The organism is Paenibacillus gorillae, assembly GCF_000513275.1.
GTDB lineage: Bacteria > Bacillota > Bacilli > Paenibacillales > Paenibacillaceae > Pristimantibacillus > Pristimantibacillus gorillae.
This window is the reverse complement of record NZ_CBVJ010000028.1, coordinates 1-25990: the sequence shown is the minus strand read 5'-3', so window position 1 is coordinate 25990 and position 25990 is coordinate 1. Positions and strand designations below refer to the sequence as shown.

The following is a 25990-nucleotide window of genomic DNA, read 5'->3' as shown; positions in this document are numbered from 1 at the left end:
ATAAGGAGAATTTGGCCGGCCAATTCCGCTCCCCATTCACAGCGCGCTGCGCCAGACGGCGTTCCCTGTCTCTTGCACCTTGATAATACAAGCTATGCTGCAGCGCTTCGAAAGCATGCGGCTGATTGATCATTTGGGGAATGGTCCGAAGTTCTTTGAAGTCAGAGCAATTCCCTCTTATCCGGTTAATGCCGACATTTCCAACTAGGAGCATACCCATTTCGCCTTCAGTCTCCGCTTCAGCTCGAAGCAATCTTGCCAACATATCGATATCCTGTTGTCTGGCTTTTACGACTCCCATTGACTCACCTCTTTAGCTTTCTAGACTCATCATATTGTAGGCGAAGCGGAAGTGTTACTCTGGCACAGGAGTCCAAGTAACTTTTACTAAAGTCTTGCTTCCTCCTTGTCGGAGCTAGGATTCAATCTCCACTGCTGCGCCTGATTTCTATCCTCATAAAAACGGCGATATAATCCTTCTTCGGCCGCTAATTCCTGATGGGTGCCCCGTTGTATAACTTTGCCCTGATCCAATACAACGATTTGATCAGCATGTTGAATGGTATGCAGACGATGCGCAACCACAATTAATGTCTTATTAGCGGACAAAGCTAGCAAGGCCGCTTGAATGTCCCGGTCATTTTCCGGATCAAGGCTTGAAGTCGCTTCATCAAGGAGTACGATCGGCGCATCCTTCAGGATAGCCCGGGCAATGCTGATGCGCTGTTTCTCACCACCGGACAAGGTAGATCCGCCTTCACCAACTAATGTTTTATAACCATCCGGAAGCGCCGAAATAAAATCATGACATTGTGCCGCCTGTGCAGCTCTAACCACTTCTTCATCCGTCGCTTCAGGCCGTCCAAAACGAATGTTGTTTTCAATCGTATCATGAAACAAGTACACATCCTGAAACACAACCGAGATATGTGTCATTAAGGTATCCATACTCATCTCACGAATATCGGCGCCGCCAATAGAAATACTGCCTTTCTGTATATCCCAGAAGCGGGCGATTAGATGAAGAAGGGTCGTCTTCCCGCCTCCCGATGGTCCTACAAGCGCGGTTATGCTCCGCTCCGGAATGGAGAGACTGATTCCTTTAAGGGTCAATGGTTTTTCGCCTGCTGCATCCTTTCCTGCTGTGTGCTGATCATAACCAAAAGAAACTCCATTCAGTTCAATGGCAAACCCATTCGGAACACTTTCCTGCCCGGCGTCTGGCTCTTTTAGCGGTTTTGCTTCAAGCACTTCCGACACCCGTTTCGCAGCTGCCATGTAGTTGCGCCGCGAGAACGTATAGTCGAGCAGCGGAATCGGTTCAAAAAAGCCCAGCATGACAATCATGAACAGCAGCATTGTTGTACCAGCTAACGCATTCTCTGCATACAAAGCGCTGCCAAACAGCAAAACACCGGCGAAGCTGACTTCAAATATCGAGCCGTACCAGAACTGATACGGAGTTATCCGGTTTTGTACCGCCATATTAGCATCACGGTATTCTGCCATCGCTTGGGCATAGCGATCAAATCCCAGATCTCCGGCAGCGAAGGAGCGAATTACGGGTATGCCCTGAACATACTCCAAAATTTGGCGGCCTGCTTTTTCTTTGGCTTGCTGCTGTCTGAGCATCGATTTGTCAAACAGGCGGTTTATTCCCCTAGTCATCCATAAGTAAGGCGGAATTGCCAGAATTGCGCATAACGCCAATCGCCAGTCTAGCCACAGCATTCCAATAAAAAGCAGTGCGGGCGCAGCGATTCCGCGGACCAGCGAGCCTATGGAGTCATACACAGATAATCCTGTAATATCCGCTGTCAAACGCTGTTGAAGCGTTGCTGCATCGCGCTGTAGGAAGAATCCCATCGGCAAGCGTCTCAAATGCCGGCCAAGATAAATGCGCAGCTGCTTCTCCACCGCATTGTCATAGCGTTCAAAGCTGCGAAAGGACGCGATCGTTAGTGCTACTTGGCCTGATAGGCAGAGCAGCAAAACGCCTGCATATATCCATGCCTCGCCAATCCGATCCACCATTAAAGCGCGAATAACGGACATCATCGACCAAGTGGTCATAGCAATGAATGGAGCTGCCACCAGCGGAAACAAGCACGCGCGCAGTAACCGTCCACGCTCTGATCCGGCCAAGCTCATAAGCATGCGCCAATAGCTTTTACCCGCTCCAAGCTTGGTATATTCTGTTTCAGCACTTACAGTAGAAGAATCCTTCTCTTTGGCATTTCTCATATGCAAAGAAGCAGCACTCGGCTTCCTTTGTTGCTGCGGTTGCGGTATCGCCCAATCACTTTTGCTAAGCCCCCTGTCGCTTGCCATGGCGGCCTGCCACATGCGAGCGTAACGTCCTTGCGCCGCAAGCAGCTCGTGATGCTTCCCTGTCGCTTCAACCGTGCCCTCTTGAACAACTACAATTTGATCTGCATCCTTAATTGTTCCCAGACGGTGAGCGACAACGAGCAGCGTTTTCTGCTTGCCATTGTGCGGCCGAATTAAGGCGCTAAGCGCTTCCTGAATGCGCGCCTCATTCTCCGCGTCCACATAAGCGGTAGCCTCATCCAGCAATAAAATCGGCGCATCCTTCAGAATCGCCCGCGCGATGCTAATTCGTTGGCGCTGTCCGCCGCTCAGTCTGCCTCCATGCTCGCCCAGTTTGGTCATATATCCTTGAGGCAACGCCATAATAAAATCGTGACAGCAGGCAGCCTTGGCTGCTTCTATAATTTCCTCATCGCTGGCCGCGGGTTTTCCGATCCGTATATTTTCAAGCACTGTGTCGTTGAACAGGAACACCTCTTGAAACACACTGGACACCTGGTTTACCAATACACTGCTGCCCATCTCTTTAACATCTATACCGCCAATTGTGATGGAGCCGTTATTCGTGTCCCAGAACCGGTTCGCCAATCTTACAATCGTCGACTTGCCTGATCCGGATGCGCCAACAATCGCTGTTACCTGACCCTCACGTGCTGTAAAGCTTAGCTGATTCAATACATTCCGTTTGCCGTCATAGCTGAAATCTACACCATCAAAGCAAATCTCAGAGCCTGTAGGCTGAATAGGCCTCTCCGGTTCCGTCAGCGATTTTTCCTGCAAAAAGGCTGTAATGCTGTCCATGCTGTGCTTAACAACATCCAGCGCATGGGCTCCTGCATGAATGACATTGAATATGGTCTTGCCGAAGCTGAGCGTCATCAGTACAAAGAAGACAAAGGTCGCAATGCTCAAGCTATCGTTGCTATACAGCCAAATACCAAGCGGAATAACAAATAGCAGTCCTGCACGGGAAAATCCGACCACGACACCCTGGTAGCGGCGAATACGAAGATTAATACGCAGCATCTCTCGTGATGCTTTTTCTACCACTTGTCTAAAAGCATCATAGTTTTCTTCCGTGCGGGCAAACGCTTTGATCACCTTCATACCATACACATATTGCAGAATCATGTTCATTACATTCATGCGGTGCCGTTGAAATTCTGGCATCATTACGCCAAGTCTTCCAACTACCCATTTAAAACTGAAATAAACCAGTGGCGCATATAAGAGTGCAGCTAGTCCCATACGCCAATCAATTAAGAGCATCGTTAATGCCGTTAAAAAAGGTACAGCCGTGGATGCCATCATCTCCGGAATGAAGTGCGCCATTCCTTGTTCCAATCGCTCTACCTTCTCATCTATTAACTCTTTCATTTCACCAATTGGACGAATATGAAAATAGCCTAAAGGCAAAGCAGCCAGCTTCCGAGCGAGCAGTAAGCGAATGTCGTACAGAACGGGGAATGCCGTCATATGTGCTGCACGCGTTGACCATGCATAGAACCAGCCTTTGCCCAGGATAGAGACCAATGCAATGATTCCCAAGACAACATAAGACTGGCTCTGCAGCCATCCAGATTCGTTACCCAGTACTTTTTCTGCAATCAAATATACGATTAGATAAGGAACAAGACCAAGCGCAGTTGACAATACAGCCAGAACTGCAGACAGCGCAATGGCACTCTGACGCTTCTTCCCCATAAAACCAAACAGCCGCTTCATCGGCGGCTGTCCTGTATCCGCTATATGGTCTTTCATGACCCTCTCTCCTTCATCCATAATGGTTCGGCTTGTGTGGACGAGTGCTGACCGCTAGCAAATAGCACTCGTCTACACATCCAGTGATTAATTTAACGCATCAATTACTGTGCGAACGCCATATTGGACAGCAAGCGGCCCACCTGTCAAACCGGACAAATCGATAGCGAATACTTGATTGGCCTTAACCGAGCGTAACGATTTCCATACAGCGGTCTGTTCCAGTTTTTCTAAATAGGCTTGATCTTCCGCCCCAGATATAAATAGATAGTCAGGATCGATAGTTGTGATGGATTCAATAGAAAGCGCTCCGGTTTCTTTCGGCCATCCATCCGGAATAGTAAGCCCTATGCCTTTTTCTTTATCATAATACATAGCCAATTGATCTACGCTGAAAGAGGATAATGCGCCATTCCAGACCCGTACAAATCCAACCTTCTTCTCAATTTCACTTGCCTTTTGTCTCGCCAAAGCAACTTGCTCCATCGTTTGTTCAATAAATTTCTCTGCCTTCTCTTCCTCACCTACTACTTTCGCAACGGATCGGATTGAACCTTGCCAGTCCGAGAAAAGCGCCCCAGAGTCAAACACAAACAATGGAGCAATCTGCTCAAGCTTATCGTAAATATCCGCATTGGCATTTGTAGCTAATATCAAATCCGGTTTTAAATCCAATAATTGCTCCAAATTAATAGAGGTTTGGGAATCTCCTAAATTATCGACAGAGTACTTCTGAAAATAATCCTTCATGGAAGCCCATTCAGCCATCGCACCAACCGAATCCGCCGCAATAGGCGGAGTATCCAGTGCCATCAGGTTTTCAGTAATCATCCACGTCACCACGGCTACTTTTTTTGGCTTGGCGGAGATTGTAAGCTCTTGCCCTCTAGCATCCGTGATCGTCCTTGGCCACATTGCCAATTCACTGTTATCTTCCCCCGCAGCAAGCTGCTCCGCTGCTTCTTTTTTCAAATTATTATTTTGTCCGCTGGAGCATGCTGTTAACGCCAGCATACAAGCAAACAAAAGCATTGCGGTTATTCGAAATCGTTGACTGTTCTTTTTCAATTCTCTCTTCTCCTAACACCACGTTTATTTTTACCGATAATGATAATCGATATCAATAATTATAGAGAAGATCTTAATTAGAGAACAGATCATATTTCCCGAAATTCATCTGGACAATTTCTAGAGTACTATAATAGACTTTGCGTCCGCCGGAACTCTGATGGAGAAAAGCCCATATGTTTTTTGAACATGCGGCAAAAGTAATTAGCATCAGCATAGCCTACTGTTTCGGCAATCTCATGAATCGGAGCTGCTGTCGTGCATAGCATAATTTCAGCACGTTTCATCCGATAGTGAATCAGGTGATCGATTGGGGCTATCCCCATATATTTGTGAAACAAATATGAGAAATACTTCCCGCTCATGCCATATCGCTTAGCCAAACGCTCAAGTGTCAATTTTTCATTGTAATGCTCTTGTATAAAGGTTACTGCATCATGAATCATCGGGTAGCTGTCCTGACTTTCTCTAGAACGGCTTGCCTGCAATACTTTGGACACCAGCCGGTAAAATAGACTTTTCTTTTCCAATTGTCCTACCATATCCGGCATTGTGGCAGTAGACTGCAAAAGCTCCAGCAGATCAAGCACTTCGCTATCCAATCCTGCATAGAACGTCGATACTTCTGTCAAAAGCAGCGTATCAGAAGGAGTATGATGGCTTGGCATATAGTGAACAAGAAAATATTCCATCTCTTGGCTCCCGGTCCGAAGTGTCATCCTTTTGTTCAGACCGCCAAAAAAACCTTCTCCCGCGCTCAGCAAATAAGTTTCTTCCCCATTGAAGCAAAACTCCGCTTGACCTCGCAAGATGATTAACAGTGCGCATTTTGTCGTTGGACGCTCCTCATGTCCACGATAAAATCCGTTAGCCGCCACAGGTGTCTTATATACACCAAGCACATTGACAGGCACCCGATCAAATTCTTGAGCCAGTTTTTCTTGCTGCGTCATCCAAATCGATCCCCCATCTGATTCCCACTAATCTCTACAATCGCTTAAATTATAGCATGAAGGGACTCGGCTGCATGAAAAAAACCGGACTCTCATAAGGAATCCGGTTCTTGACCTACACTCTTATTTTCTTTTTGATTCTCGAAGCGATCACTTCTAGAATGACCGCAAAGGCGAGGATAAAATACGTGATCATACCTATTTCCCGCACATCATAATAGAACGAGCTGGCCATAAACATATCGTAGCCGATCCCTCCTGCTCCGGCAGCCGCCCCCATAGCCACAGCAACGGCAAAGTTAATCTCGAAGCGCATAAACGTCCAAGAGATTAAGTACGTTGCGCTAGAAGGGATAACGGCTTGAAAGACAATTTGCCACCAGCTGGCCCCGCTCGATTTCAACGCTTCAATGACGCCATCATCCAGCTCCTCGAAGGACTCAGAGTAAGCTTTAACCAAGTAGCTAATGGAGTGAAACGTCATTCCGATGACAGCTGCGACGCTGCCAAGTCCTGCGGCAATGGCAAATATTAATACCCATAGCACTGTCGGAACTGCACGGATGAAGGAAACGCCAGCTTTAATTACGGCTGACAACCTAGGGTTTGTAAGATTACGGGCCGCCAGCAGTCCAAGGAACAACGCAATAATGCCGCCAAATAACGTCGTTAGAAAGGCTAAAGCGAGTGTAATGCTTACCTGAGTTAGAGCATCCAGAAATGTAATATGGCTTAAACGAGGCAGAAAAAACATCGTTTTTACAGTATCCAGAGCAGACAAAATCGCGTTAAAGAAATCAATTTCCTTGTAGTCAAAGGTTGCAAATCCATATACGGTAAGCAAGATTAGACCAAGAAGCGTTAAGCGTATCACTAACGACTGCTTATTGAACGGCTTCGCTTTGAGTCTTGCATCAATCCGTTCGCGTTCAGCGTCTTTGTCATGGATGGTTGTCAAGCCTTCCAGTGATTTCATGCTACATAATCACCTTCCTGACATAGTTGGAGACCGATTCGATAACTATAATTGCACATACGATAACGATAACGACCATGGAAGCGGAATTATAATTCAGACTCTTGTAATATAAGCTGAACAGGAATCCGATGCCGGTACCCGTCAAAATCCCAATCAGCGTCGCTTGCCGGATATTCGTCTCAATCATGAACAATATCCAACTGAGTAATTGAGGAATGCTGGACGGGATAACCGAATGAGCAATGATAGACCAGTAGCCGGCGCCTGTAGCCCTGAGCGCCTCAACGGAGCTGTTGCTCACCTCGTCGATCGATTCCGTGAAAGCACGGGTTAGAAAACCGAAGGAACCGAAAAACAGCGCAAAGTAGCCAGTCAGCACATTTTGCCCGAACGACAGCAGCAGAATCATGGACCAGGCGGCAACATCGATATTGCGGAATAAAGTCGCAATCGAACGGCTAATCCAACTAATTAAGCCGCCCATTCCCGTTGTATGAGAACCCGCAATGGCAAACAGCAAGGCGAATATAGCCGCAACGATAGTAGATGCGATAGAAACAAGCAGCGTCTCGATTAAACTATTGACAATATCGGGCAATCGGCTCAAGGCTTTTTCATTGGGATAAAAGTTGCCGAATGCCCATTCCGCGGCTTTGGGAATGGAGGTAAAGCCGCGGATAACATCATAGTCGGTTGCGATAATCGAGACCATAGTTATGACAAGCATTAAGAAGCAGAACAGCAGCGTATTTATCCGCTTTCTCGCAAAGAAGTTATCCTGCATGCTGTTTTTCCAACTCCCCAATATGCTCCTCGATCTCCGAGCCATAGATTCGGGTGAGCTGTTCCCGCTTAATGCCAGCAGGAGGCCCGTCGTAAATAACAGAGCCTTTGTTCACCCCAAGAATACGATCGGAATACTTCAGCGCAACCTCGACTTGATGCAGGTTGACGATAACGGTAATGCCCATCGTTGTACAAATATCGCGTAAATGATTCATGATGATGATGGAAGCATTCGGATCGAGAGAAGCAATCGGTTCATCGCATAACAGCATTTTGGGATCTTGTACAAGTGCCCGGGCAATTCCAACACGCTGTTTCTGGCCGCCGCTTAGCTGGTCGCAGCGTTTATAGATCTGCTCTTCCAGACCCAATGTTTTTAAAATGGTATACGCTCGTCGCTTCTCTTCCTTGCTATAAAGTCCGAGAACGCCTTCCAGCGTTGATTTGTACCCCAGCCGTCCGTGCAGCACGTTCTCAATCACCGACAATCGGTCAACCAGATTGTAATGCTGGAAGACCATTCCGATCTGGGAGCGCAGCTGCTTTAATCCCCGCTTGTTCAAGCCCATAATATTTGAATCCTCGAACATGATTTCTCCGCCGCTTGCGTCAATCATTCGGTTAATACAGCGAAGGAGCGTGGATTTACCCGCTCCTGAAGGTCCGATAATCGATACGAACTCTCCTTGCTTCACTGTGAAATTAACATTTGATAACGCTCTTGTATCCGCGCCGTATTGTTTGGATACCTGCTTGAATTCCAATAACGTTGTCATCGTTTCTCCCCTAGATCTAACAAGTTTTATTATTTGGACAGTTCTCTAATCGGGTTGAACCATGCATCTTCAACTGGAAGGAATTTTTCTTTTCCGGACTTTTGTCTGAACATGCCGGAATCCTTCGAGTCCTTAGGCAAGAACACCTTTGGATTATTCGTTACAGCATCAGAGGTGAAAGCGTCTATCAGCTTCTTCTGATCATCGGCACTGATTGCGCTTGTATTGATTACAAACGGAGAATTGAGTACCGGTGTAGCAGTAACAATTGTAAATTCTTTGCCTTCCAGCGTATTGAACGGCTCAGCGGCCCCTTGCTTCACTTTGTAAATCGCACCTGGCTTGTTCGCTGTTCCGGATTCAAGCTCCACATAATTTGCGACACAGGTATCGCAGAATGCAGCAATATCAGCCTTACTGGTTAATAGATTTACTGCAGAGCCTTGATGAGTACCGCCATACAGCACCTCTGAGAAAAACTTATCCTTGCCGCCTTGCAGCAAATCATCAGCAGTCAGGCCTTTAAACTGATCCTGTTTGCTGAAATAAGCGACGATACCAGCAGATGGCACTTTAAAACCGGATGTCGAGGAGTTGGACACGAAGGACATTTTTTTACCAGCGATCGGATCGAGGACAAAGCCGCTGCCATTCTTGTATGCCTCTTCTTCGCCTTTGCGTACGTTAAGCCAGCTGTAGTAGACAGCGTCATCCAGAGTGCCCGACTCTCCGCTCGGTACAACCAACGGCTGAACCTTATTGTTTTTCGCGTTCGCCTCCACATAAGCTTGCGGACCGACAAAAGCCATATCGGCGCTTCCGCTAGCTAAAGCTTCGACTGTTATCGTATAATCCGTCGTCAGCTTATGCTCTACCTTTTTACCCGTCGCGGTTTCGATAACCTGACCGATCTCATCTCGGGCTGCCTCCATATCCGCACCGGATTCGTTAGGCAGCCAAGCAATCGTAATGGTATCTTTGCCTTGTGCCGGGGGTGCTGCATTATTCCCGCCGGCAGCTTTCGTACCGCAGCCTGCCATTGTTACTGCAAGTGATAAAGAAATTAGAAGCGTTGAAATTATTTTCTTCACGTTTGAAACTCCTCTCACATCACCATGATTTGATGTTGCCTATACTATACAGGTCTAGCGTAATACTGTTTTGTTTTCCGAATATTTAATTAATTCAAGAGAATGTTAGTTTTTTGTTTTTCTGCGAGGTAAAATCTGCCTTGCTGAATCCGATACTCCCGATTGCATAGATCCTCCATGAATTCTAAATCATGAAATATACCAAGCATGGTCGTACCTTGCGCCATCAACTGTTCGATCAGTTGCTTGACCTTCAGCTTAGAGCCTTGGTCGAGACTCGCGGTCGGCTCGTCAAGCAGCAGCAATCTCGGGCGCTTCACCATCGCTCTGGCAATATTTAAGCGCAGTTTTTCTCCCCCGGAGAATGTGGCCGGATAGCTGTCCCATAAGCTGCGGTCCAGTTCGAAGTGTTCCAGCATCTTGACAGTCTCTTGCTCCGCATACTCCTGATCGTGGCCCATCTCCACTATTGCATTATGAACAAGCTCCCGGGCCGTCGTACGCGGCATAACGTTCAGAAACTGGGATACGTAGCCAATCTCATGCTTGCGAAGCTCAATGATGACTTGTTCAGATGCAGAAGCGAGATCGATGCGGCCAAATCGTTCCGACTGATACCAGATATGGCCGGAGTTCGGCAAATACGTGCGATAAATGCATTTGAGCACTGTCGATTTGCCGCTGCCGCTTTTACCCGTTATCCCTACAAACTCACCCCCTTTCAAGTACAGACTGACATCTTCAGCAGCAGATATATGTTTTTCCAGGTTGTGCAGCGTGAATGATTTGGACAAATGCTCGATAGACAGCAGGTTCTCCATGTCTTGACCTCCTGTTAAATTCTATAGTTCGTTTTTTGAATGAGCTTGCCGTCAACGATAACGGCAGTTACAACAGGGAAATTTCCCTCTAACCGCTCAACGATAAGCAGATCGGCTTTTTTGCCTTCTTGAATCGAGCCGTATTCCTGATCAATGTTGACCGCTTGGGCCGGATGCAAAGTAACAAGCTTGAAGAGGTCAGCAAGCCGTTCCTCAGATGTCCCGGCAAGCTGGAATACCGCATGCAGCATTGCCGCAGGGTAATAGTCGCTGCACAAAATATCGACACAGCCATCCTCGATCGCTTCTGCTGCCGAGAGATTGCCGCTATGTGAGCCTCCGAGAATGACGTTCGGGGCTCCGGCTACAGTGTACAAGCCTTGTTCTTTGGCTTTCCGTGCGATTTCCATCGTAATGGGGAATTCGCTGATCGCCGTGCCGAAGCTCTGTACGAGCTCCAGCTTTTCGATAGAGTCATCGTCATGCGAAGCAATCGCAATATTGCGCTCTGCGGCCAGTGCAGCTATTTCCCGAATCGCTTCTTCGGTCATCTTTTCCTTCGTCTGATGATTGGCGATCAGAACTGCAATATTCTCATCGGAAATATGATCATAGCCGCGAACAGTCTGCTTATAGATCTCCAGATCTCTGTACTGCCCTTGTCCAGGGGTATGGTCCATGAACGAGACCAAATGCACCTTCTCTTCCCGAATGTAGCTTTTCAAGTTGTCGATCTGATCCAGATTATCGATCTCGAACCGGGCGTGGAAACGGTGACGGATCAAATGCTTGCTGTTATGTGTCTGATCGATTAGTTCAATGAGCTTGCGAACATTTTCCGGCTCGCGAATCGGACGGTATTTGTAATCGGCGGATTTGAAGATAGATAAGGAATGATACATCATCGTAATACCGTGAGAGACAAGCTCTCTCTCCGTTTCTCGCAGACCGATTTGAAAATCAATAAGCGAGGTTGGTCTTGGCGCCGTCATATGCTCGATATAGTCCGAGTGAATGTCAATCATTCCGGGGGTTACGTAACCTCCATGCGCATCAATAACTTCCATGTCCGGGCCCGGTTTAACAGATCCTTGACGAATAAGGCGGGTAATCCGGTCTCCTTCTACCCAAAGATCAAAGCCTTCCAATATTGCTTCTTCCGTAATGATCTTGCCGTTCGTAATCAGATACATCGAATAGTCCCCTCTCGCAGATTTATTACAGCAGGGAATGAACAAGCTGTTGGGTATATGCATGCTGCGGATCTTCAAGAATTTGGTCGGTAAGTCCTTGCTCGACGACCCGGCCATCCAGCATCACCATCGTCCGGTCGGCCAGCATCCGAATGACGCCAAGATCATGCGAGACCAGCAGCATGCTGATTTTCAGCTCGCGCTGCAAATGCTTAATCAAATCCAGTACATTGGCTTGTACGGATAAGTCCAGTCCGGTTGTCACTTCATCGAGCAGCAGAATCGGCGGATTGTTGGACAGCGCCTTCGCAATTTGTACGCGCTGCTGCATACCGCCGGAGAATTTTTTCGGCGCTTCCTTCATACGGTAAACCGGGATATGCACCTGATCCAGCAGCTCACTGCCCCGCGCTTCCATCGCTGCTACATTCCGGTTGCCGGCGGCAATCATTTTCTCGGCGATATTGCCGATAGAGGAAAAGCCCATACGCAGGCCAAGCACCGGATTTTGATACACCTTGCCCATCAGATGATTGCGAATGTACTTTTGCTGCTGCGACGACTCCTGAAACAGATTTACCGCACCCTCTTTATAGGGCTGCAAGTAGGCTTCGCCTGTCGTAACTTCCTGATCGAAGTAGAGGCTTCGCATTAACGTCGATTTGCCGCTGCCGCTCTCCCCCACAATGCCCAGTACTTCGCCGGGATAGAGATCGAATGATAGATTCTGGCATGAATAGACGGTGCCGCATGCCCGGCAGTAGTTCCTTTCCAGCTTCCGGTTATCGCTATTACTGCACTGCTCGCAGCCCTTGCCGAATTGTTTATTTAATTGTCGTACACTCATAATAGGAGAGGAAATTTGCCCCATCTTCATGTCACCTCTTTCTTCATCAAACTTATACTTCCCTATGTTTAAACTAGCGGCTGCGCATTCATCCGCTGCAGGCAATAGCTCGTATCATTGCATTGGTAGTACGTCTCTTCCTTCTCGCTATCGTAGAGCTCATCCATAAACACATCCTCTGCTCCGCATTGCCTGCAGCTGTGGCCGGGGAATGACTCCGGCTCAAAGGGAACATCTTCGAAGGCAAGCGAGACGACTTGCGTATACGGAGGCACGGCATAAATTTTCTTCTCACGTCCGGCCCCCAGCAAAATCAAAGCTTCGGAGTAGTTCATCTTCGGATTATCAAACTTCGGTATCGGGCTTGGAGCCATCACGTAACGGTCATTAACCATAACCGGATGATCCGCGCCAGTCGATACGCTGCGGTATTTCATGATCTGCTCGAATAGCATCAGCCAAGCGCCGCTGTAATCCTTCTCCCCGTGCAGCCTCTTCGTTTCCAGCTCGCTGGGCTCATACATCCGCAGCGGCTCCGGCATAGGGACCTGCAGAACAAGTAATTGCCCCGTACGAAGCGGTACTTCAGGAATACGGTGACGGGATTGAATCAATGTGGCAGCCTCCGTCGCATCTGTAGCAGGCACACCAGTCGTTTTATCGATCAATTTCTTAATGCTGACCGCGTTGACCGATTCATCCGAGCCTTGGTCGATCACTTTCAGCACATCAGATTTACCGATTAAGGATAAGGTGAGCTGCAAGCCCCCTGTCCCCCACCCGCGTCCGATCGGCAGCTCCCGGGAGGCAAATGGAACCTGATAGCCGGGTATGGCAATTGCCTTCAGCGTAGCTCTGCGGATTTCTCGTTTGGAGCCTTCATCCAGAAAGGCAAAATTGTATTGGATCCGCATGTCCGTTACCCCTCCTTCTCCGTTGATTGTTTTCTCGTCTTGCGAACGTCGTTCAGCTTCGCTTGGAAGGTGACGTAATGCGGCATTTTCAAGTGTGAGATAAATCCGGTAGATTCCACAGAATCGATATGAAAGAGCACGAATTCTTCATTTTGCGTCGGAATCGACTTGTCGCCTTTTTCAAGGCTTTTATCCAAAATGCTCATTGCTATAGCTTTCGTTTCGTTCTGCCCATAGCAAAGGCCGTACCCGAAATCAAGCTCCAGCTCTTTCCTTCCGTTCTCCTTCTCCACTGTTGCCGGAACGAGCATTTCCACTTCCGTTACCTTGATCTCGCCGATGTAGTAAGCCTCATCCTCGTCCGTGTTCTGAGTAAGCGGGCTGTCGATATACACGGGCAGTTCGCCAACACGCAGCTCGCCAACCGTCGGATGCACCATCCCATAGCCGCGAATGACGGCGTAAGCAAGTGAAGTCACTGCACCGGTCTGACCTCTTGTCAAAATCTGCAGCTTTTCGCTTCGAGTCGCCGGGAAAGTTAAGCTCGTCCGCGTAACATCGTCGGGCTCAGTGGAATCGACCGAGCAATCAGCGATAAGCCCTTCTTTTCTTAAGTAATCCAGCACTTTCGGGAAACGTCCTTCTTGCGCAAAGGCTTCTTGGTCCAGCTCTTCCATCCCGAGATATTGTTCCAGCCAAGCCGTTGCGCTGGCCGTGGTTTCCTCCAACAGATCAAAGTCGAGCAGCCGATGCGAATAGTCTGTAGAAGCTCCTAGAACCTGACCGCCGGGGATATCCTTGAAGGAAGCGGAGATCCGGCGTTCCACTCGCATTTCCGCGGAATGAACCGTGCGGGAATAATGCTTTCTTGGAAGTGTGGAACGATAGGCTCGGAGCAGAAAAACTGCTTCTTCGGGATTGCCTTCCGCCTGCTTGATCGCCAAGGCAGCGAGTTCCTCACTGTAAAGGCTGCTTTCCGACATGACCTGATCGACCAGACCTCTCATCCCGGATGAGATCGCCTCAACCTCAATGACTTTGCCGCTTTGCAAACGTTCGAATTGCAGCCGCTTCAAGGATTCTTCAATGGCGCGCGTGCCGCCTTTCACTGCTACATAACCCATTAGCGGATCTCCTCCTTCGCAACTTGCGCCGTTCTTGGCAAAGCAAGCAGCCGATTAGCGCTGTCGGTAAAGATCAGATCCAGACCCAATGGAAACTCGGCATTCCGTTCCCCGCGAATATCGATCCAAGCTTCGTTCAATTGGATTTCCGCTTCCGCAACTGTGCGGATACCAGGACCGCTTAATTGAAGCTTTGAGCCGCCGGTTAAACTAGGCGTTTCAATGATGATCGTCGCCGAACGGTGCGGATCTTGCAGCTCTCCGATTTTGGCCGACTTCAGCACTTGCAGTAGTTGCTCCGGTGTCGCGTCGCTCAGAACAAAGATGAAATCCGCAGCTTCGAGCGTCGTCTCATTCGCATAAGTTAACTGGTTGAGCAAATGAACCGCTTCTGCTTCTCTCTCGGACACGACGCCAAAGCTCACCTCTGTATCGAGCAGCATGCGGGCGAGAATTTGCGTCGCAGGCAGCATGCTTGGTTCCGGATTGAGCTTGCCCGCTTCTTCCGTAATATCCGCCAAATAGCCCGGCCTTGACATTGCATCTACTAATTGCCGATATGCGATTTGTATGTCGTGCACCATATCCAGACTCATCAGGTCAACTCCTCTCAATCGGTATCCATCGTTTCGAAATCAACTCTCGTCTTCAACACTTGCATGTGCTCGCTATTACGCACTGTCTGGATTCGCTCATGCTCCGCCAGGAGTGCAGCTGTCCATGCCGCTGTCTCATCCAGTTCTGCGGTATAGGCCGCGTCAATAACGGCAAGGTTGTAAGCCAACTCCGGTTGATCGCCTTTTACAATCCCAATCCCTATCGCTCCGTTCGTACGGACTTTACATTCCGTTACGAGCACTTCGCCTAGATAGAAAAGACTTTGCTGGGCGGTTTCCCTAACCTTCACCATGACCAGACCATGATTCGGCTCTTCGATCAGATCAACTTGATAGCGGCCTATAATGTCGCCCGCCAAAGCTGCTGCGAGATCGGGGGCGCCGGCGGTTAATATTTCTGTTCGTTGCTTGCGCTTCATCGCGATGCCTCCTCTAACTTGGCTCTATGATTTTCCCACGACTAACGATATCTTGTTGCCAGGCTAGCGGCTGTTAAGGTTGTGTAAAATGTAAAAATGTCTGTAACCAGCTATATCGAATACGTGTACATGTCGCCGCAATACATCGTTCGGCACACTTCCAGGGTGATGCCCGTATCGCCGTCTTGGCATTCCGATTCCAGCACCAAAAGCGGGACAAGACTCGAGCAGGCCAGCAGCCCGCGCTCATATTTGTTCGGCAGCGCAAGCCGCATTGTCGTATCACTCGATTGAAAGTTATGATAGCCATGGCTGTGGAAATATTGAAAGATCGACGTGATTTCATTTCCGACGTGTTCAATGTCCGGGAACACTGTTTCAGGGATATAGGAAATATGGATCGCAATCGGCTTGCGGTCGATGAACCGCAGACGCCCTATTTTGAACACCCGAATCTCTTCGCCCACGCCAAGCGACTCGTAGATGTTGTTATTGAATTCGATCGGCTCGCAGCAAATGTTTTTGGATTGATATTCATAACCAAGCTCGGCCATCTTTTCACTGAAGCTTTTGTCGGCGCTAAGCATGAGCGGAATCCGTAAATTGCGGTCATGGACAAAGCTGCCCTTGCCTTGCTTGGAGTAGATGTAACCCAATTCCTGAAGCCGCTCGTAGGCTTTGCGGGCCGTGATACGGGGTACCTTGAACGCATCCGCCAGTTCATTCTCGGATGGCAGTTTATCGCCAGGCTCATATTTGCCGGTTTGAATAAATGAGATCAAATGATCCATAATGTCCATTTCTTCAGACATGGCGTTCACCTCCAAGGATAATCAGCCGTATTTTCGAATAAAAGCATCGATATCGTTCAATTCCAGAAACCGCTCCTCCAGCAGCTCACGAGACCAATCCCACCAGGCAATCTGCAGCAGCTGCCGAATCGTCTCCTCTGAAAATCTTTTTCGGATCGGCCTGGCCGCTACACCGACTACAACGGTGTACGGCTCCACATCCTTCGTCACGATGGCACCCGACCCGACAACCGCACCGCTGCCAATCGTAACGCCTTTCATTACAATCGCGCCGTGGCCAATCCAGACATCATGGCCGATCGTCACCCGGTTTCCTCTGCGCCAGTTGAAAATATCCTCGTCATTCGTCTGGGCAAACCCGAATGCAGCCCGTCTATAGGTCATATGATGCTGCGTCACCCGGTCCATCGGATGATCCACCGGATTGATGCAGACGTGGGAAGCGATAGAAGTGAATTTGCCAACCTCGGCGTAATTCACCGTGACATCGTCCATCGTATAGGTGTAATCCCCGATTCGGGATTCAATAATTTTATTGTTCGGCCCTATCGACGTCCAAGCTCCGGCAAAGCTGTTCGTAATGTGGCTGCTTGGGTTGATAGCAGGCTCGGCCGATAATGGGATATCGGCATGTGTTTGATGAATAGGCTTCATGCTATACCTCTCCTTTTACGCTAGACTTTTGTGGTGCCGACGCGTATCGCATCTGAATTTCATCCCATACAGCCCTGCCTGGGCTTTTGCTGCCGAGCGCTACTTCCTTTTCACCATAAAAGCCGTGGAAGTCCGAGCCTCCCGTCATGATCAGCTTGTAGGCTGAAGCAAGCTCCTGTGCCTGGCGCTCATCCTCTTCGTTATGCAGCGGATGCCATACCTCAATGCCTTGAAGTCCAGCTTGGACAAGCTCCGGCACCAGCTCAAAGCTCCTGTATTGCCCGGGATGTGCAAGTACGGGAACGCCTCCAGCCTGTAAAATGACGCGAACAGCTTCGCATGCGTCCACATACTCCGTCGGGATATAAGCGATGCCCGGCTGTTCGCCATTTTGGCCGCGTGCGAATAGCTTTTTATATAAATCGCCATAGATCGAATCCGTATATCCTTGATCAATCAAAGCATGCATAATATGCTGCTTGTAGACACCCGTTCCGCCTTCCGCATAGCTCTGCACCGCTTCCCAAGTTAGGCTATACCCCGCTTGGATCAAACGGTTGACTGCTTGGAAGCATCCTTCATGCCGCTGCTCCAGCATAGGACCGCAAAACGATTCAATTGCCGGGCTGTTGGTGTCAATACCGTAGCCAAGAATATGAACTCTTCTCCTTCTGCTGAAATCATAGCCGGAAATCTCGATACCGGGCATGATTTCAACGCCGCGCCTCGATCCTTCGATTACCATTTCATCTAAGCCTATCGTTGTATCATGATTGGTTATCGCCAGATGCCCTACACCTTCTTCGACAGCCAAATCCAGTATTTCATCGAAAGTAAAAGACCCATCTGAAATCTTCGTATGACAATGCAATTCGATTTTCATAAAAGCCTCCTTAACACTTTGCATGCGGCAATGCCGGCTTGCTTGATGACCTGAGTCTAACTTGATGCCAAGTAGCAAAGGTTAAAGCAATGTAATGACGGCGTTAAGATTTTGTGAGGATCCCATCGAAAAGTGAAAAAAGAAGCAAAAAAAGCAGAACCGCTTTGCGATTTTTTCGCAAGGCGGTTCTGCTTTTTAGCGGTTGAAGTGAATTATTTAAGCGCAAGTTTTGATGCCGCTTCTTCAGCCTCTCGGTATGCTTTCTGTAAAATCTCATCTTTATCCAATATTGCAGTTCCTTGAACCCGAAGCATTTCAAAATCTTCAATGCCAAGAAAATTGAACATCGACTTCAAGTACTTATAGGAGTATTCAATTTCAGTGTACCAGTCATCATTAGTATACACCGATCCGCTTCCCTGGATAACAACCATGCTTCTTCCGTCTTTAAGCAGGCCAACGGAACCGGTTTCCGTATACTTGAACGTTTCTCTAGCGATCAGAATGTTGTCCATATAGTCTTTTAATTTAGACGAGACATTAAAGTTATGCAAGGGATAGGCGATGACATATTTATTTGCACTTTTGAATTGCTGCAATACCTCATTCATGCGTCCAGTTACTTCTTGTTCTTCAATAGTAAGTTCTTCACCATTACGTTGTTTTCCCCATGCTATTAAAACAGTCTGGTCGATTGCAGGTACAACGTCGCTGTATAGATTAATTTGTTCAATAACCTCGTCGCTTGCATGCTGTTCTTTATATAGTCTCATAAAGTAATTTAATACGTTTAGACTGTAGGAAGAGGCAGACTCCACGTCGGGGTGTGCATTAATGACAAGCAGTTTACTCATAGTATGGTTCCTCCATGTTGTTCGTAGTTTGTACATCTAATAAGACAACTGAAGGAAGCAATCTGTGACATGATCCGAAAATAATAAGACAGACGGCGTAACTGGCTGCTCAGCCCGTTTCGCCATCTGTCATCTACATGTTCTCTTATTTATCTTATGACATTAATTAATCCAGCCGTTTATGCTCGAAAATAAAACCAAGAATTTCAGCCGGTGATTTTTTACCTTCCATAAACTGGGCAACCATTTGCTTGGTTGCAAAGCCTTCTGTCCACTGATTTGATTGCATCAGAATTTGAATAGCTTGGTCAAAGCTCTGATAAAAAGCGATTTGCATCTCTCTCGCTGATTTCAATTCTTCTTCACTCGAACGAATGCCTGACGATTCCGGTTTCCTCTCATTAGTCGCCTGAGAAAGTGCTTCATGCATACGCTCGACGTCGAGATCAGTGCAATAAGCAGGAGAACCAGGCTGTAAACGCCAGGAATCTTCCAGACCGCCTGCATCAACCGGATCGAAACCGGCTTCGATCACTAATTGGGATACGATTGCCTTAGCAGCAGAATCGTCACCGGATATCGGCAAAGCCAGACGATTGGGAAGTGCCGATTGAATTTCTTCTGTCAAGTTATAAAAATTTGTGGCGTTGAACGCTTTGATAACGGGATGTTTGAGCTGCTGCTCAACCCAGCGGCTTTCAGGCAGCCCCTTCTCAATGAGCCCAATTGCTCCGTCTCGGTGCAAAGGATAATAGTTAGACGTATCCACAACAACTGCTCCCGGATTAATTTTATCCAAAAAACCTGCCGGCAATTCAGTAACGCTTTTTAAGGGAATCGAGATAATAACTATATCTGCGCCTGCAGCAACGTCCTGAACCGTAGCGGACGTTGCTCCAGTTTCCTGCGCCAATTTATGCAAGGCAGCGGAGTTACTCGAGTTTGCGATTGTGACCGTATGCCCCTTTCGCGTGAAGATCCTGGCAAGATTGCTCCCAATATGCCCCGTCCCAACAATACTAATTTTCATTTTTTACACCCTGCTTTCCCAATTTGATTGCCCCATATAAAATGTGACTGCAGTCAGTATACTCCGGTCACTTTTTGTTTGTCAACTGCCAGATCTAGTTTTGACTAACCAAAACGCATGGGTTATAGTTGGTGTAATAGAGGGGGTCCGGGATGAAGGTTAAGGAAACAAGTCGGCAAACCAAGGGGAAGGCCACGAAGAAAAAAATATATACCGTGGCGAAGGAACTCATTCTTACCAAGGGATATAATAACGTTACGGTTGATGAAATTTGTGAAAAATGTACCCTTTCTAAAGGAGCATTTTACATTCACTATAAGTCGAAAGAGGATATCGTCAAAAAATTGTTCCGCGATGATTATTCCGAGTACATGGACATAAATTTCGGGAAGTATGTTCATGAACATAAAGATGCTTCTCCAGTAGACAGACTGAAAAAATTCATGATGGTTGCACTGAGCTTTCCATTAGTAGTTGGAGAAGAACTTACTAAACTTACTTTTATTATGAATCTTTCACTAAATTCAACAGAACCCTCCTATTTTGCGGATTGCATCAAGCAGGACTTGTTTTATGAAGCCATTGAGGAAGGATTATCACGGTCATTATTTAGAGATGATTTGTCCATTGAAGATATTGTAAATTGTGTTTACTCTTTTATTACAGGTGCTATTGTTACGTGGTGCCTTTCAGACTCTGATTATGATATTGAAAAAGTAAGCGGAAAAATGATAGATACTCTAATAAGAGGTCTTCAATAACTGTTAAGAAAGCTTGAGAAATCAAGCTTTTTTTGTTGCCAAAATCAATATTGCTGGTTCCAATCAATGTTATATTTCAACGATGTTAATAATAAAAAATATTTAAAGCCTTCTACTTGCTTTGTACTTCCCCAATTGATCGGATATCATTAATTTATAATGCAGCAGCTTCGAATGATCTTGCCAAAGAGGAGCAAATGTAATGAACAGCAGTAAAGGAGACCAGCAGGCGCCAAAAAGCAAATTAGCAGCGCTTCTGGAAGTATTCACCGTGTCAACAAAGCTTGGTCTTACTTCATTCGGAGGACCAATTGCTCATCTAGGTTATTTTCATAACGAATACATACGCCGCTGCAAATGGATGGATGAACGAAGCTATGGGGATCTGGTTGCACTGTGCCAGTTCTTGCCGGGTCCCGCCAGCAGTCAGGTCGGCATTGGAATCGGCATCATTCGCGCTGGACTTCTAGGCGGGGTGACGGCTTGGCTTGGTTTTACACTTCCGTCGGTCCTCGCTTTGGTCCTGTTCGCTTTTCTAATGCAAGGATTTGATATTAGCAATGCGGGCTGGATTCATGGACTTAAAATCGTCGCTGTAGCAATCGTTGCTCAGGCCGTACTTGGTATGGGTCAGAAGTTGACTCCTGACCGTAACCGGGCAACCATCGCGATCCTTGCTGCGGTCGTTACCCTAATGTGGCAAACTGCTTTTAGCCAGATATTATTGATCGTTATTGCAGGTCTAATTGGCATGATCTTATACAGAAAATCTACAATTCCTGAAACTGAGGAACTCTCCGTCCCCATTAGCCGCAGCTTCGCAGTTATCTGCTTGATCGTCTTCTTCGCGCTTCTGATTTTTTTGCCGCTCTTCAGTCAATTTGCAGGCGCCGACTGGCTGTCTTTGTTCGACAGCTTTTACCGTTCTGGTTCACTTGTGTTTGGCGGAGGGCATGTCGTTCTCCCGCTGCTCGATCGTGAACTCGTGCCGGAATGGATGAACAAAGCCGACTTTCTAGCGGGATATGGCGCAACACAAGCTGTACCAGGACCATTATTCACTTTTGCCGGATACTTGGGAGCGATGATTAACGGAGTTACTGGCGCGTTAATTGCTACTGTGGCTATTTTTCTCCCTGCTTTTTTATTAATCGCAGGGGCGCTTCCATTCTGGAACTCCCTGAGGAAAAACTCGAGAGTTCAAGGCGCATTAATCGGGATCAACGCAGCAGTTGTAGGAATCTTGTTAGCGGCATTATATAATCCTCTATGGACAACAGCAATTCTGGCTCCTGTTGATTTTGCCTTGGCTGCCATTCTGTTTCTAATGCTCGTATTCTGGAAAGTACAGCCTTGGATCATTGTAATTACTGGTGCTATCGGCGGTACGTTGATTACTTTTGTATAATTATTCACTTAATGAACAAGGGAGCAGCGCTTAACACAGCCTGCTCCCTTGTATGTTCTTCTTTATTTTTCTGTAAGCATATTGTAGCCCTGCATCTTTATGATGCAAGCTTCGATTTCATTTCGGATTGCTTAGTTAATATCCCGCTTGAAATGAAATAGAATAACGCAGCTGCAAAACATAGAGCAGCAAATATGGCCACGCCGGTAAAGCCGTTAAAAGTCGCATAAATCACGCCGGCAATCCCTGAACCAATTGTTGTTGCAGCGTACATAATTGAATTGCCTAAACTTGAAATTGTTCCGCGGAGCGTCGGATCTAATGATGTCAGCTGCCCCATAATTAGCGGATAAGCGATGCCCATGTTTAAAAATATGAAAAAGTAGACAAAATCGAATGCGGCAACCGATGGCAGGAACGGTACGATGATAAAGCATAGGATAGCGAGAAGAAATCCCGCAACCAGCGTGTTAAAACGGTTGAACTTTTGAATGACATAAGCCCCGCCAAAGCTCCCTGCCAAATTACCAACACCTAGAAAAAGGATTGCATACCCCACCTGATCAACCGATAGCTCAAAGCGGTCAGTCAACCATTTTCCAATAAAAGCAAAAGCAGCCATGAAACCGCTATTGAAAAAAAATGACCCAGCAAAGATCTTCTCGCCATTTTGCTAGTCAGCAGCGGGATATATCTTTTAAATATCGGTAACTTGGTCGCTTGGCCTTGAATTGGCTTCATCGAGGGTAGAGTGTAGTGGATAAATATCGATACGACTAGGGAGAATAACCCGATTACATAAAAGGGATACGACCAATGGGTTGAAGCGAGCAAGCCTCCAATCGGTATTCCGAATGCTTGAGCTGAAGCTAAGCCTGCCATAACGATTCCGGAAACTTTGACGCTCTTGGATGCAGGGTACAAAACCGGGATGGAGGCCCAGACCTGAGGTGAAGTAAACGCTGCACTGATTCCAGCCAAAAAACGGAATAAAATCATCGACCAAAAGTCTGTAGCAAATCCGCATAAAATAGTGGAGATTGAAAAAGAAATCATGCCGTAAAACATCACTTTCTTCCGATCCCATCCATCGGAGAGCGGTCCGGCAATCAGTGCAAATATGGCATAGCCTAACGCATAGGCCCCCACCATCCAACCTGAATATTTAGTCGGAATATCAAACAATTCCTGAAGCGTCGGAATTAACGGCGAAATGATAAAGGTATCGGTACCGATAAAAAACATGATTATAAATAATAAAGCAGTTCGTTTACCCATTCTGATTCACCCTTTGTGTGTGCAGTTGATTTACGTTAGTTTTGTAGTTCAAAAAGTATTGAACTATAGAGCGAAAAAGAAGATTTCCTTCTACAAAGTATCCAGAAATCCAGGTAAGTAAGCTTGGAAGGTCTCCATTTCGATGCTCATATACCTCGTTTGAGCTTCTTTTCGCACCTTGATCAACTTCGCCTCCCTTAAAGTACGCAGATGATACGAAGTATTCGATTTCGAAGTCCCTTGAATGTCCCCCACTTCTCCGCAATTCATTTCTTTCTTACTAGCATAAAGATTCCGTATCATTTCCAATCTCGTCTCATCAGCTAATGCCTTAAATATTCTGACCCGGGTCTCATCATTCAATACTTGTTCAATAGTCATAAAATTATTGTACTAAGAACAATAATTAAATCAAGTCCGCTCGAAAAAACAGCAAGCCGATCGATTTAAGTTGTCCTCCTTTCTTTAATTAAGGCTTATTTTATAAAATTTCAGTATGATAGATCAATGTCATTTTTTCTATAGAAATAATAGATGAAATGAATCCAAAATTTCATACGTTTCCAACAGTTCAAACCATAGCTTCAATTTTGCTAGTTTCCCCGACTATTTAAAGGATAACTGATCATGCATCTTGATCATTCGAAATCCCCCATTATCATCTGGTCTAATGTCGTACCGCCTAGAACCATCGGATATACATTCTCACTTGTTGGCACTACAAATTCAACAAGTACAGGCCCTGTTGTCTCCAAAGCCTCTTTCCAAACGCTGTATGCTTCTGCTTTATTGCCTGCTCTTAATCCCTTCACTCCGTAGGCTTCAGCTAGTTTTACAAAGTCAGGACTTCCTGCAAGACTAATCTGGCTATAACGGCTTTCATAAGAGAGCTCCTGCTGCTGTCTGACCATACCCAACACTTGATTGTTAATAACGACAATTTTGACAGGAATATTATGAATAGCACAAATCGCCAATTCTTGTGCACACATCTGCATCCCTCCATCCCCGTTTATCGAAATTACTAGCCGATCCGGGTTTCCGATCTGAGCACCTATAGCAGCGGGAAAACCGAATCCCATCGTTCCAGAACCTCCGGAGGTTACTAATGAACGGGAATGATTAAATTTGTAAAATTGTGCAGTCCACATTTGGTGCTGGCCTACGTCAGTGGTTATGATCGCCTCCCCTTTCGATGTCTCATAAATCATTTCAATAACAAATTGCGGTTTAAGCTCCTTATCGGAATCTGTATATCGTAAAGGGTACATAGACTTGTCTTTTTGCACTTTGTCGATCCAACTGCTTGATTTAGAGGGCATCGCTTTCGTATTGGCATATTCTAGGACAGCTTTAATATCGCCGACACATGCAATATCCGTTTTGATGTTCTTGCCAATTTCAGCGGGATCAATATCGATGTGAGCAATCCATTTGGCATGTGGCGCAAAACCGTCAAGCTTCATCGTAACCCGGTCATCAAACCGTGACCCAATGGAAAGGATGAGATCAGCGTTTTGAATAGCCGTATTCGCCGTATACGTACCATGATGTCCTGGCATTCCCAGCCACAGTTCGTGACCGCTTGGAAAACCGCCCAAGCCGAGCAATGTGGTTGCCACCGGTATTTTTGTTTTATTCACGAAGTCCAGCAGCTCAGTTGATGCATCAGAATAAATCACCCCAGCTCCAGCTATAATAACTGGCTTTTCTGACTCCGCAATAACCTGAAGCAGCTTATCTATCTCTGTAGGATCAGCACTCGGAGTTGCGTTATAACCCCGTATAGATAGTTTGTTTGACGGGTGATAAAGCATTTTGTGATTAGACACGTCTTTAGGAATATCGATTAATACTGGACCTTTCCTTCCCGTATTCGCAATATGAAAGGCTTCATGAACGATACGGGGCAGATCATGTACGTCACGTACGGAATAGTTGTGCTTCGTTATAGGCATTGTCATGCTAACAATATCCGCTTCTTGAAATGCATCTGTGCCCATGACAGTTGTTGACACGTTACCAGTAATTATTACAAGCGGCACAGAATCCATATAAGCGGTTGCAATTCCTGTCACTAAATTAGTTGCTCCTGGTCCGGAGGTGGCGATGCATACACCTGCTTTCCCTGTTGATCGCGCGTAGCCGTCCGCCGCATGGATAGCGCCTTGCTCGTGCCGGGTCAGAATGTGTTTGAAGTCTGGATTGTCAACCATCGCATCATAGATATAAAGGACATTGCCGCCAGGGTACCCAAATACACATTCTGTACCTTCCATTAGCAGGCATTGTAAAAGCACCTCCGATCCCGTTAACAGTTGCTGAGAATGCTGCTGTGTTTTGTTTGCTGACATCGATACTTCTTCCATTTGAATTCCTCCTCAAATATAAATAACCCCTCTCATCCTCAGGCAACAGTAAACAACTGTCATACCTGAAGGGACGAAAGGGGAACTTTTCGTGGTACCACCCTGATTTGCCGGAAATCTTACGATTCCAGCCTCATGAGGTAAGGTTGCCCTTACCTGCAGCACAGTAACGTGTGCCATTCCGTTTGAACTTACTCATCGAACCCAATCTCAAATTCGACTTTCGGTCAAAAGCTCAGAGATGACTGCGTACAAAGGATT

Annotated in this window: 26 protein-coding genes; 2 read left to right on the top strand and 24 right to left on the bottom strand. The window is 46.9% G+C overall.

The window, feature by feature from the left end; translation table 11 throughout:
- From TY10_RS05445 to TY10_RS05350, 20 genes are all read right to left on the bottom strand, one after another.
- On the bottom strand, positions 1–301 hold a 301-nt coding region (locus tag TY10_RS05445; RefSeq protein WP_042161394.1), incomplete at its 3' end, for a cell wall hydrolase.
- Positions 302–387: 86 nt separating this feature from the next.
- The gene (locus TY10_RS05440; protein WP_042161393.1) at positions 388–4092 is read right to left on the bottom strand and encodes an ABC transporter ATP-binding protein; all 3705 of its coding nucleotides are present in this window, start codon (positions 4090–4092) and stop codon (positions 388–390) included.
- Positions 4093–4179: 87 nt separating this feature from the next.
- Entirely contained in the window at positions 4180–5160 is a 981-nt protein-coding gene (locus TY10_RS05435; protein ID WP_042161391.1) for an ABC transporter substrate-binding protein, read from the bottom strand.
- A 128-nt stretch (positions 5161–5288) separates the two neighbouring features.
- Entirely contained in the window at positions 5289–6113 is an 825-nt protein-coding gene (locus TY10_RS05430) for a helix-turn-helix domain-containing protein (protein WP_042161389.1), read from the bottom strand.
- 115 nt (positions 6114–6228) lie between these two features.
- The gene (locus tag TY10_RS05425) at positions 6229–7089 is read right to left on the bottom strand and encodes a PhnE/PtxC family ABC transporter permease (protein ID WP_081735126.1); all 861 of its coding nucleotides are present in this window, start codon (positions 7087–7089) and stop codon (positions 6229–6231) included.
- 1 nt (position 7090) lies between these two features.
- Entirely contained in the window at positions 7091–7876 is a 786-nt protein-coding gene (locus tag TY10_RS05420; RefSeq protein WP_042161387.1) for a PhnE/PtxC family ABC transporter permease, read from the bottom strand.
- Entirely contained in the window at positions 7866–8654 is a 789-nt protein-coding gene (phnC, locus tag TY10_RS05415; RefSeq protein ID WP_042161386.1) for a phosphonate ABC transporter ATP-binding protein, read from the bottom strand. Before phnC ends, TY10_RS05420 begins: the two co-directional genes overlap by 11 nt.
- Positions 8655–8683: 29 nt before the next feature.
- Entirely contained in the window at positions 8684–9745 is a 1062-nt protein-coding gene (locus tag TY10_RS05410) for a phosphate/phosphite/phosphonate ABC transporter substrate-binding protein (protein WP_238327460.1), read from the bottom strand.
- Between the two features lie 89 nt (positions 9746–9834).
- Positions 9835–10566 carry a phosphonate C-P lyase system protein PhnL gene (locus TY10_RS05405; RefSeq protein ID WP_042161383.1) on the bottom strand — a complete coding sequence of 244 codons (732 nt, stop codon included), beginning with the start codon at positions 10564–10566 and terminating at the stop codon, positions 9835–9837.
- 14 nt (positions 10567–10580) lie between these two features.
- Complete coding sequence (gene phnM, locus TY10_RS05400) at positions 10581–11759, bottom strand: phosphonate metabolism protein PhnM (protein ID WP_042161381.1); 1179 nt, start codon at positions 11757–11759, stop codon at positions 10581–10583.
- 25 nt (positions 11760–11784) lie between these two features.
- Entirely contained in the window at positions 11785–12630 is an 846-nt protein-coding gene (locus TY10_RS05395; RefSeq protein WP_042161379.1) for an ATP-binding cassette domain-containing protein, read from the bottom strand.
- 44 nt (positions 12631–12674) lie between these two features.
- A complete protein-coding gene (locus TY10_RS05390; protein WP_042161377.1) occupies positions 12675–13520 on the bottom strand; it encodes an alpha-D-ribose 1-methylphosphonate 5-phosphate C-P-lyase PhnJ in 846 nt (281 codons plus the stop codon).
- Between the two features lie 5 nt (positions 13521–13525).
- Positions 13526–14644, bottom strand: a complete 1119-nt coding sequence (locus TY10_RS05385; protein WP_042161375.1) for a carbon-phosphorus lyase complex subunit PhnI — start codon at positions 14642–14644, stop codon at positions 13526–13528.
- On the bottom strand, positions 14644–15240 hold the full coding sequence (gene phnH / locus TY10_RS05380; protein ID WP_042161373.1) for a phosphonate C-P lyase system protein PhnH: 597 nt from the start codon (positions 15238–15240) through the stop codon (positions 14644–14646). Before phnH ends, TY10_RS05385 begins: the two co-directional genes overlap by 1 nt.
- A 14-nt stretch (positions 15241–15254) precedes the next feature.
- Positions 15255–15680 (bottom strand): phosphonate C-P lyase system protein PhnG, encoded by a 426-nt coding sequence (gene phnG / locus TY10_RS05375; RefSeq protein ID WP_042161371.1) that lies wholly within the window; start codon positions 15678–15680, stop codon positions 15255–15257.
- 110 nt (positions 15681–15790) lie between these two features.
- The gene (locus TY10_RS05370) at positions 15791–16492 is read right to left on the bottom strand and encodes a GntR family transcriptional regulator (RefSeq protein ID WP_042161369.1); all 702 of its coding nucleotides are present in this window, start codon (positions 16490–16492) and stop codon (positions 15791–15793) included.
- Between the two features lie 21 nt (positions 16493–16513).
- Entirely contained in the window at positions 16514–17146 is a 633-nt protein-coding gene (locus tag TY10_RS05365; RefSeq protein WP_042161367.1) for a DapH/DapD/GlmU-related protein, read from the bottom strand.
- A gap of 1 nt (position 17147) precedes the next feature.
- Complete coding sequence (locus TY10_RS05360; protein WP_042161365.1) at positions 17148–18029, bottom strand: PHP domain-containing protein; 882 nt, start codon at positions 18027–18029, stop codon at positions 17148–17150.
- Between the two features lie 212 nt (positions 18030–18241).
- Complete coding sequence (locus tag TY10_RS05355; protein ID WP_042161364.1) at positions 18242–18883, bottom strand: FMN-dependent NADH-azoreductase; 642 nt, start codon at positions 18881–18883, stop codon at positions 18242–18244.
- 166 nt (positions 18884–19049) lie between these two features.
- Positions 19050–19913, bottom strand: a complete 864-nt coding sequence (locus TY10_RS05350) for an NADPH-dependent F420 reductase (RefSeq protein ID WP_042161362.1) — start codon at positions 19911–19913, stop codon at positions 19050–19052.
- Positions 19914–20065: 152 nt separating this feature from the next.
- Here TY10_RS05350 and TY10_RS05345 point away from each other — a divergent pair, with 152 nt between their 5' ends.
- Together TY10_RS05345 and TY10_RS05340 are read left to right on the top strand one after the other, a co-directional pair.
- Complete coding sequence (locus TY10_RS05345) at positions 20066–20674, top strand: TetR/AcrR family transcriptional regulator (protein ID WP_042161360.1); 609 nt, start codon at positions 20066–20068, stop codon at positions 20672–20674.
- Positions 20675–20876: 202 nt separating this feature from the next.
- Positions 20877–22082, top strand: coding sequence for a chromate transporter (locus TY10_RS05340; RefSeq protein ID WP_042161358.1), 1206 nt, complete (start codon positions 20877–20879; stop codon positions 22080–22082).
- Positions 22083–22179: 97 nt separating this feature from the next.
- Here the strand turns inward: TY10_RS05340 and TY10_RS31290 are convergent, their stop codons facing one another.
- The 4 genes from TY10_RS31290 to ilvB form a co-directional block, all read right to left on the bottom strand.
- A complete protein-coding gene (locus TY10_RS31290; RefSeq protein ID WP_238327459.1) occupies positions 22180–22704 on the bottom strand; it encodes an MFS transporter in 525 nt (174 codons plus the stop codon).
- Complete coding sequence (locus TY10_RS31285) at positions 22671–23360, bottom strand: MFS transporter (RefSeq protein ID WP_238327458.1); 690 nt, start codon at positions 23358–23360, stop codon at positions 22671–22673. Before TY10_RS31285 ends, TY10_RS31290 begins: the two co-directional genes overlap by 34 nt.
- Before the next feature lie 90 nt (positions 23361–23450).
- A complete protein-coding gene (locus TY10_RS05330; protein WP_042161356.1) occupies positions 23451–23741 on the bottom strand; it encodes an ArsR/SmtB family transcription factor in 291 nt (96 codons plus the stop codon).
- 257 nt (positions 23742–23998) lie between these two features.
- Entirely contained in the window at positions 23999–25714 is a 1716-nt protein-coding gene (gene ilvB, locus TY10_RS05325) for a biosynthetic-type acetolactate synthase large subunit (protein WP_420329380.1), read from the bottom strand.
- Positions 25715–25990 lie beyond the last annotated feature (276 nt).

Coding starts and splice junctions, on each gene's coding strand:
- phnM (WP_042161381.1), bottom strand. CDS start 11,759: ATGTATCTGATTACGAACGGCAAGATCATTACGGAAGAAGCAATATTG.
- TY10_RS05360 (WP_042161365.1), bottom strand. CDS start 18,029: ATGAAAATCGAATTGCATTGTCATACGAAGATTTCAGATGGGTCTTTT.
- TY10_RS05440 (WP_042161393.1), bottom strand. CDS start 4,092: ATGAAAGACCATATAGCGGATACAGGACAGCCGCCGATGAAGCGGCTG.
- TY10_RS05420 (WP_042161387.1), bottom strand. CDS start 7,876: ATGCAGGATAACTTCTTTGCGAGAAAGCGGATAAATACGCTGCTGTTC.
- TY10_RS31290 (WP_238327459.1), bottom strand. CDS start 22,704: ATGGCTGCTTTTGCTTTTATTGGAAAATGGTTGACTGACCGCTTTGAG.
- TY10_RS05350 (WP_042161362.1), bottom strand. CDS start 19,913: ATGAAAATTAGTATTGTTGGGACGGGGCATATTGGGAGCAATCTTGCC.
- TY10_RS05355 (WP_042161364.1), bottom strand. CDS start 18,883: ATGAGTAAACTGCTTGTCATTAATGCACACCCCGACGTGGAGTCTGCC.
- TY10_RS05395 (WP_042161379.1), bottom strand. CDS start 12,630: ATGGGGCAAATTTCCTCTCCTATTATGAGTGTACGACAATTAAATAAA.
- TY10_RS05430 (WP_042161389.1), bottom strand. CDS start 6,113: ATGACGCAGCAAGAAAAACTGGCTCAAGAATTTGATCGGGTGCCTGTC.
- TY10_RS05345 (WP_042161360.1), top strand. CDS start 20,066: ATGAAGGTTAAGGAAACAAGTCGGCAAACCAAGGGGAAGGCCACGAAG.
- TY10_RS05365 (WP_042161367.1), bottom strand. CDS start 17,146: ATGAAGCCTATTCATCAAACACATGCCGATATCCCATTATCGGCCGAG.
- TY10_RS05340 (WP_042161358.1), top strand. CDS start 20,877: ATGAACAGCAGTAAAGGAGACCAGCAGGCGCCAAAAAGCAAATTAGCA.
- phnG (WP_042161371.1), bottom strand. CDS start 15,680: ATGAAGCGCAAGCAACGAACAGAAATATTAACCGCCGGCGCCCCCGAT.
- TY10_RS05405 (WP_042161383.1), bottom strand. CDS start 10,566: ATGGAGAACCTGCTGTCTATCGAGCATTTGTCCAAATCATTCACGCTG.
- TY10_RS31285 (WP_238327458.1), bottom strand. CDS start 23,360: ATGGGTAAACGAACTGCTTTATTATTTATAATCATGTTTTTTATCGGT.
- phnH (WP_042161373.1), bottom strand. CDS start 15,240: ATGAGTCTGGATATGGTGCACGACATACAAATCGCATATCGGCAATTA.
- TY10_RS05330 (WP_042161356.1), bottom strand. CDS start 23,741: ATGACTATTGAACAAGTATTGAATGATGAGACCCGGGTCAGAATATTT.
- TY10_RS05385 (WP_042161375.1), bottom strand. CDS start 14,644: ATGGGTTATGTAGCAGTGAAAGGCGGCACGCGCGCCATTGAAGAATCC.
- TY10_RS05390 (WP_042161377.1), bottom strand. CDS start 13,520: ATGCGGATCCAATACAATTTTGCCTTTCTGGATGAAGGCTCCAAACGA.
- TY10_RS05370 (WP_042161369.1), bottom strand. CDS start 16,492: ATGTCTGAAGAAATGGACATTATGGATCATTTGATCTCATTTATTCAA.
- ilvB (WP_420329380.1), bottom strand. CDS start 25,714: ATGTCAGCAAACAAAACACAGCAGCATTCTCAGCAACTGTTAACGGGA.
- TY10_RS05425 (WP_081735126.1), bottom strand. CDS start 7,089: ATGAAATCACTGGAAGGCTTGACAACCATCCATGACAAAGACGCTGAA.
- phnC (WP_042161386.1), bottom strand. CDS start 8,654: ATGACAACGTTATTGGAATTCAAGCAGGTATCCAAACAATACGGCGCG.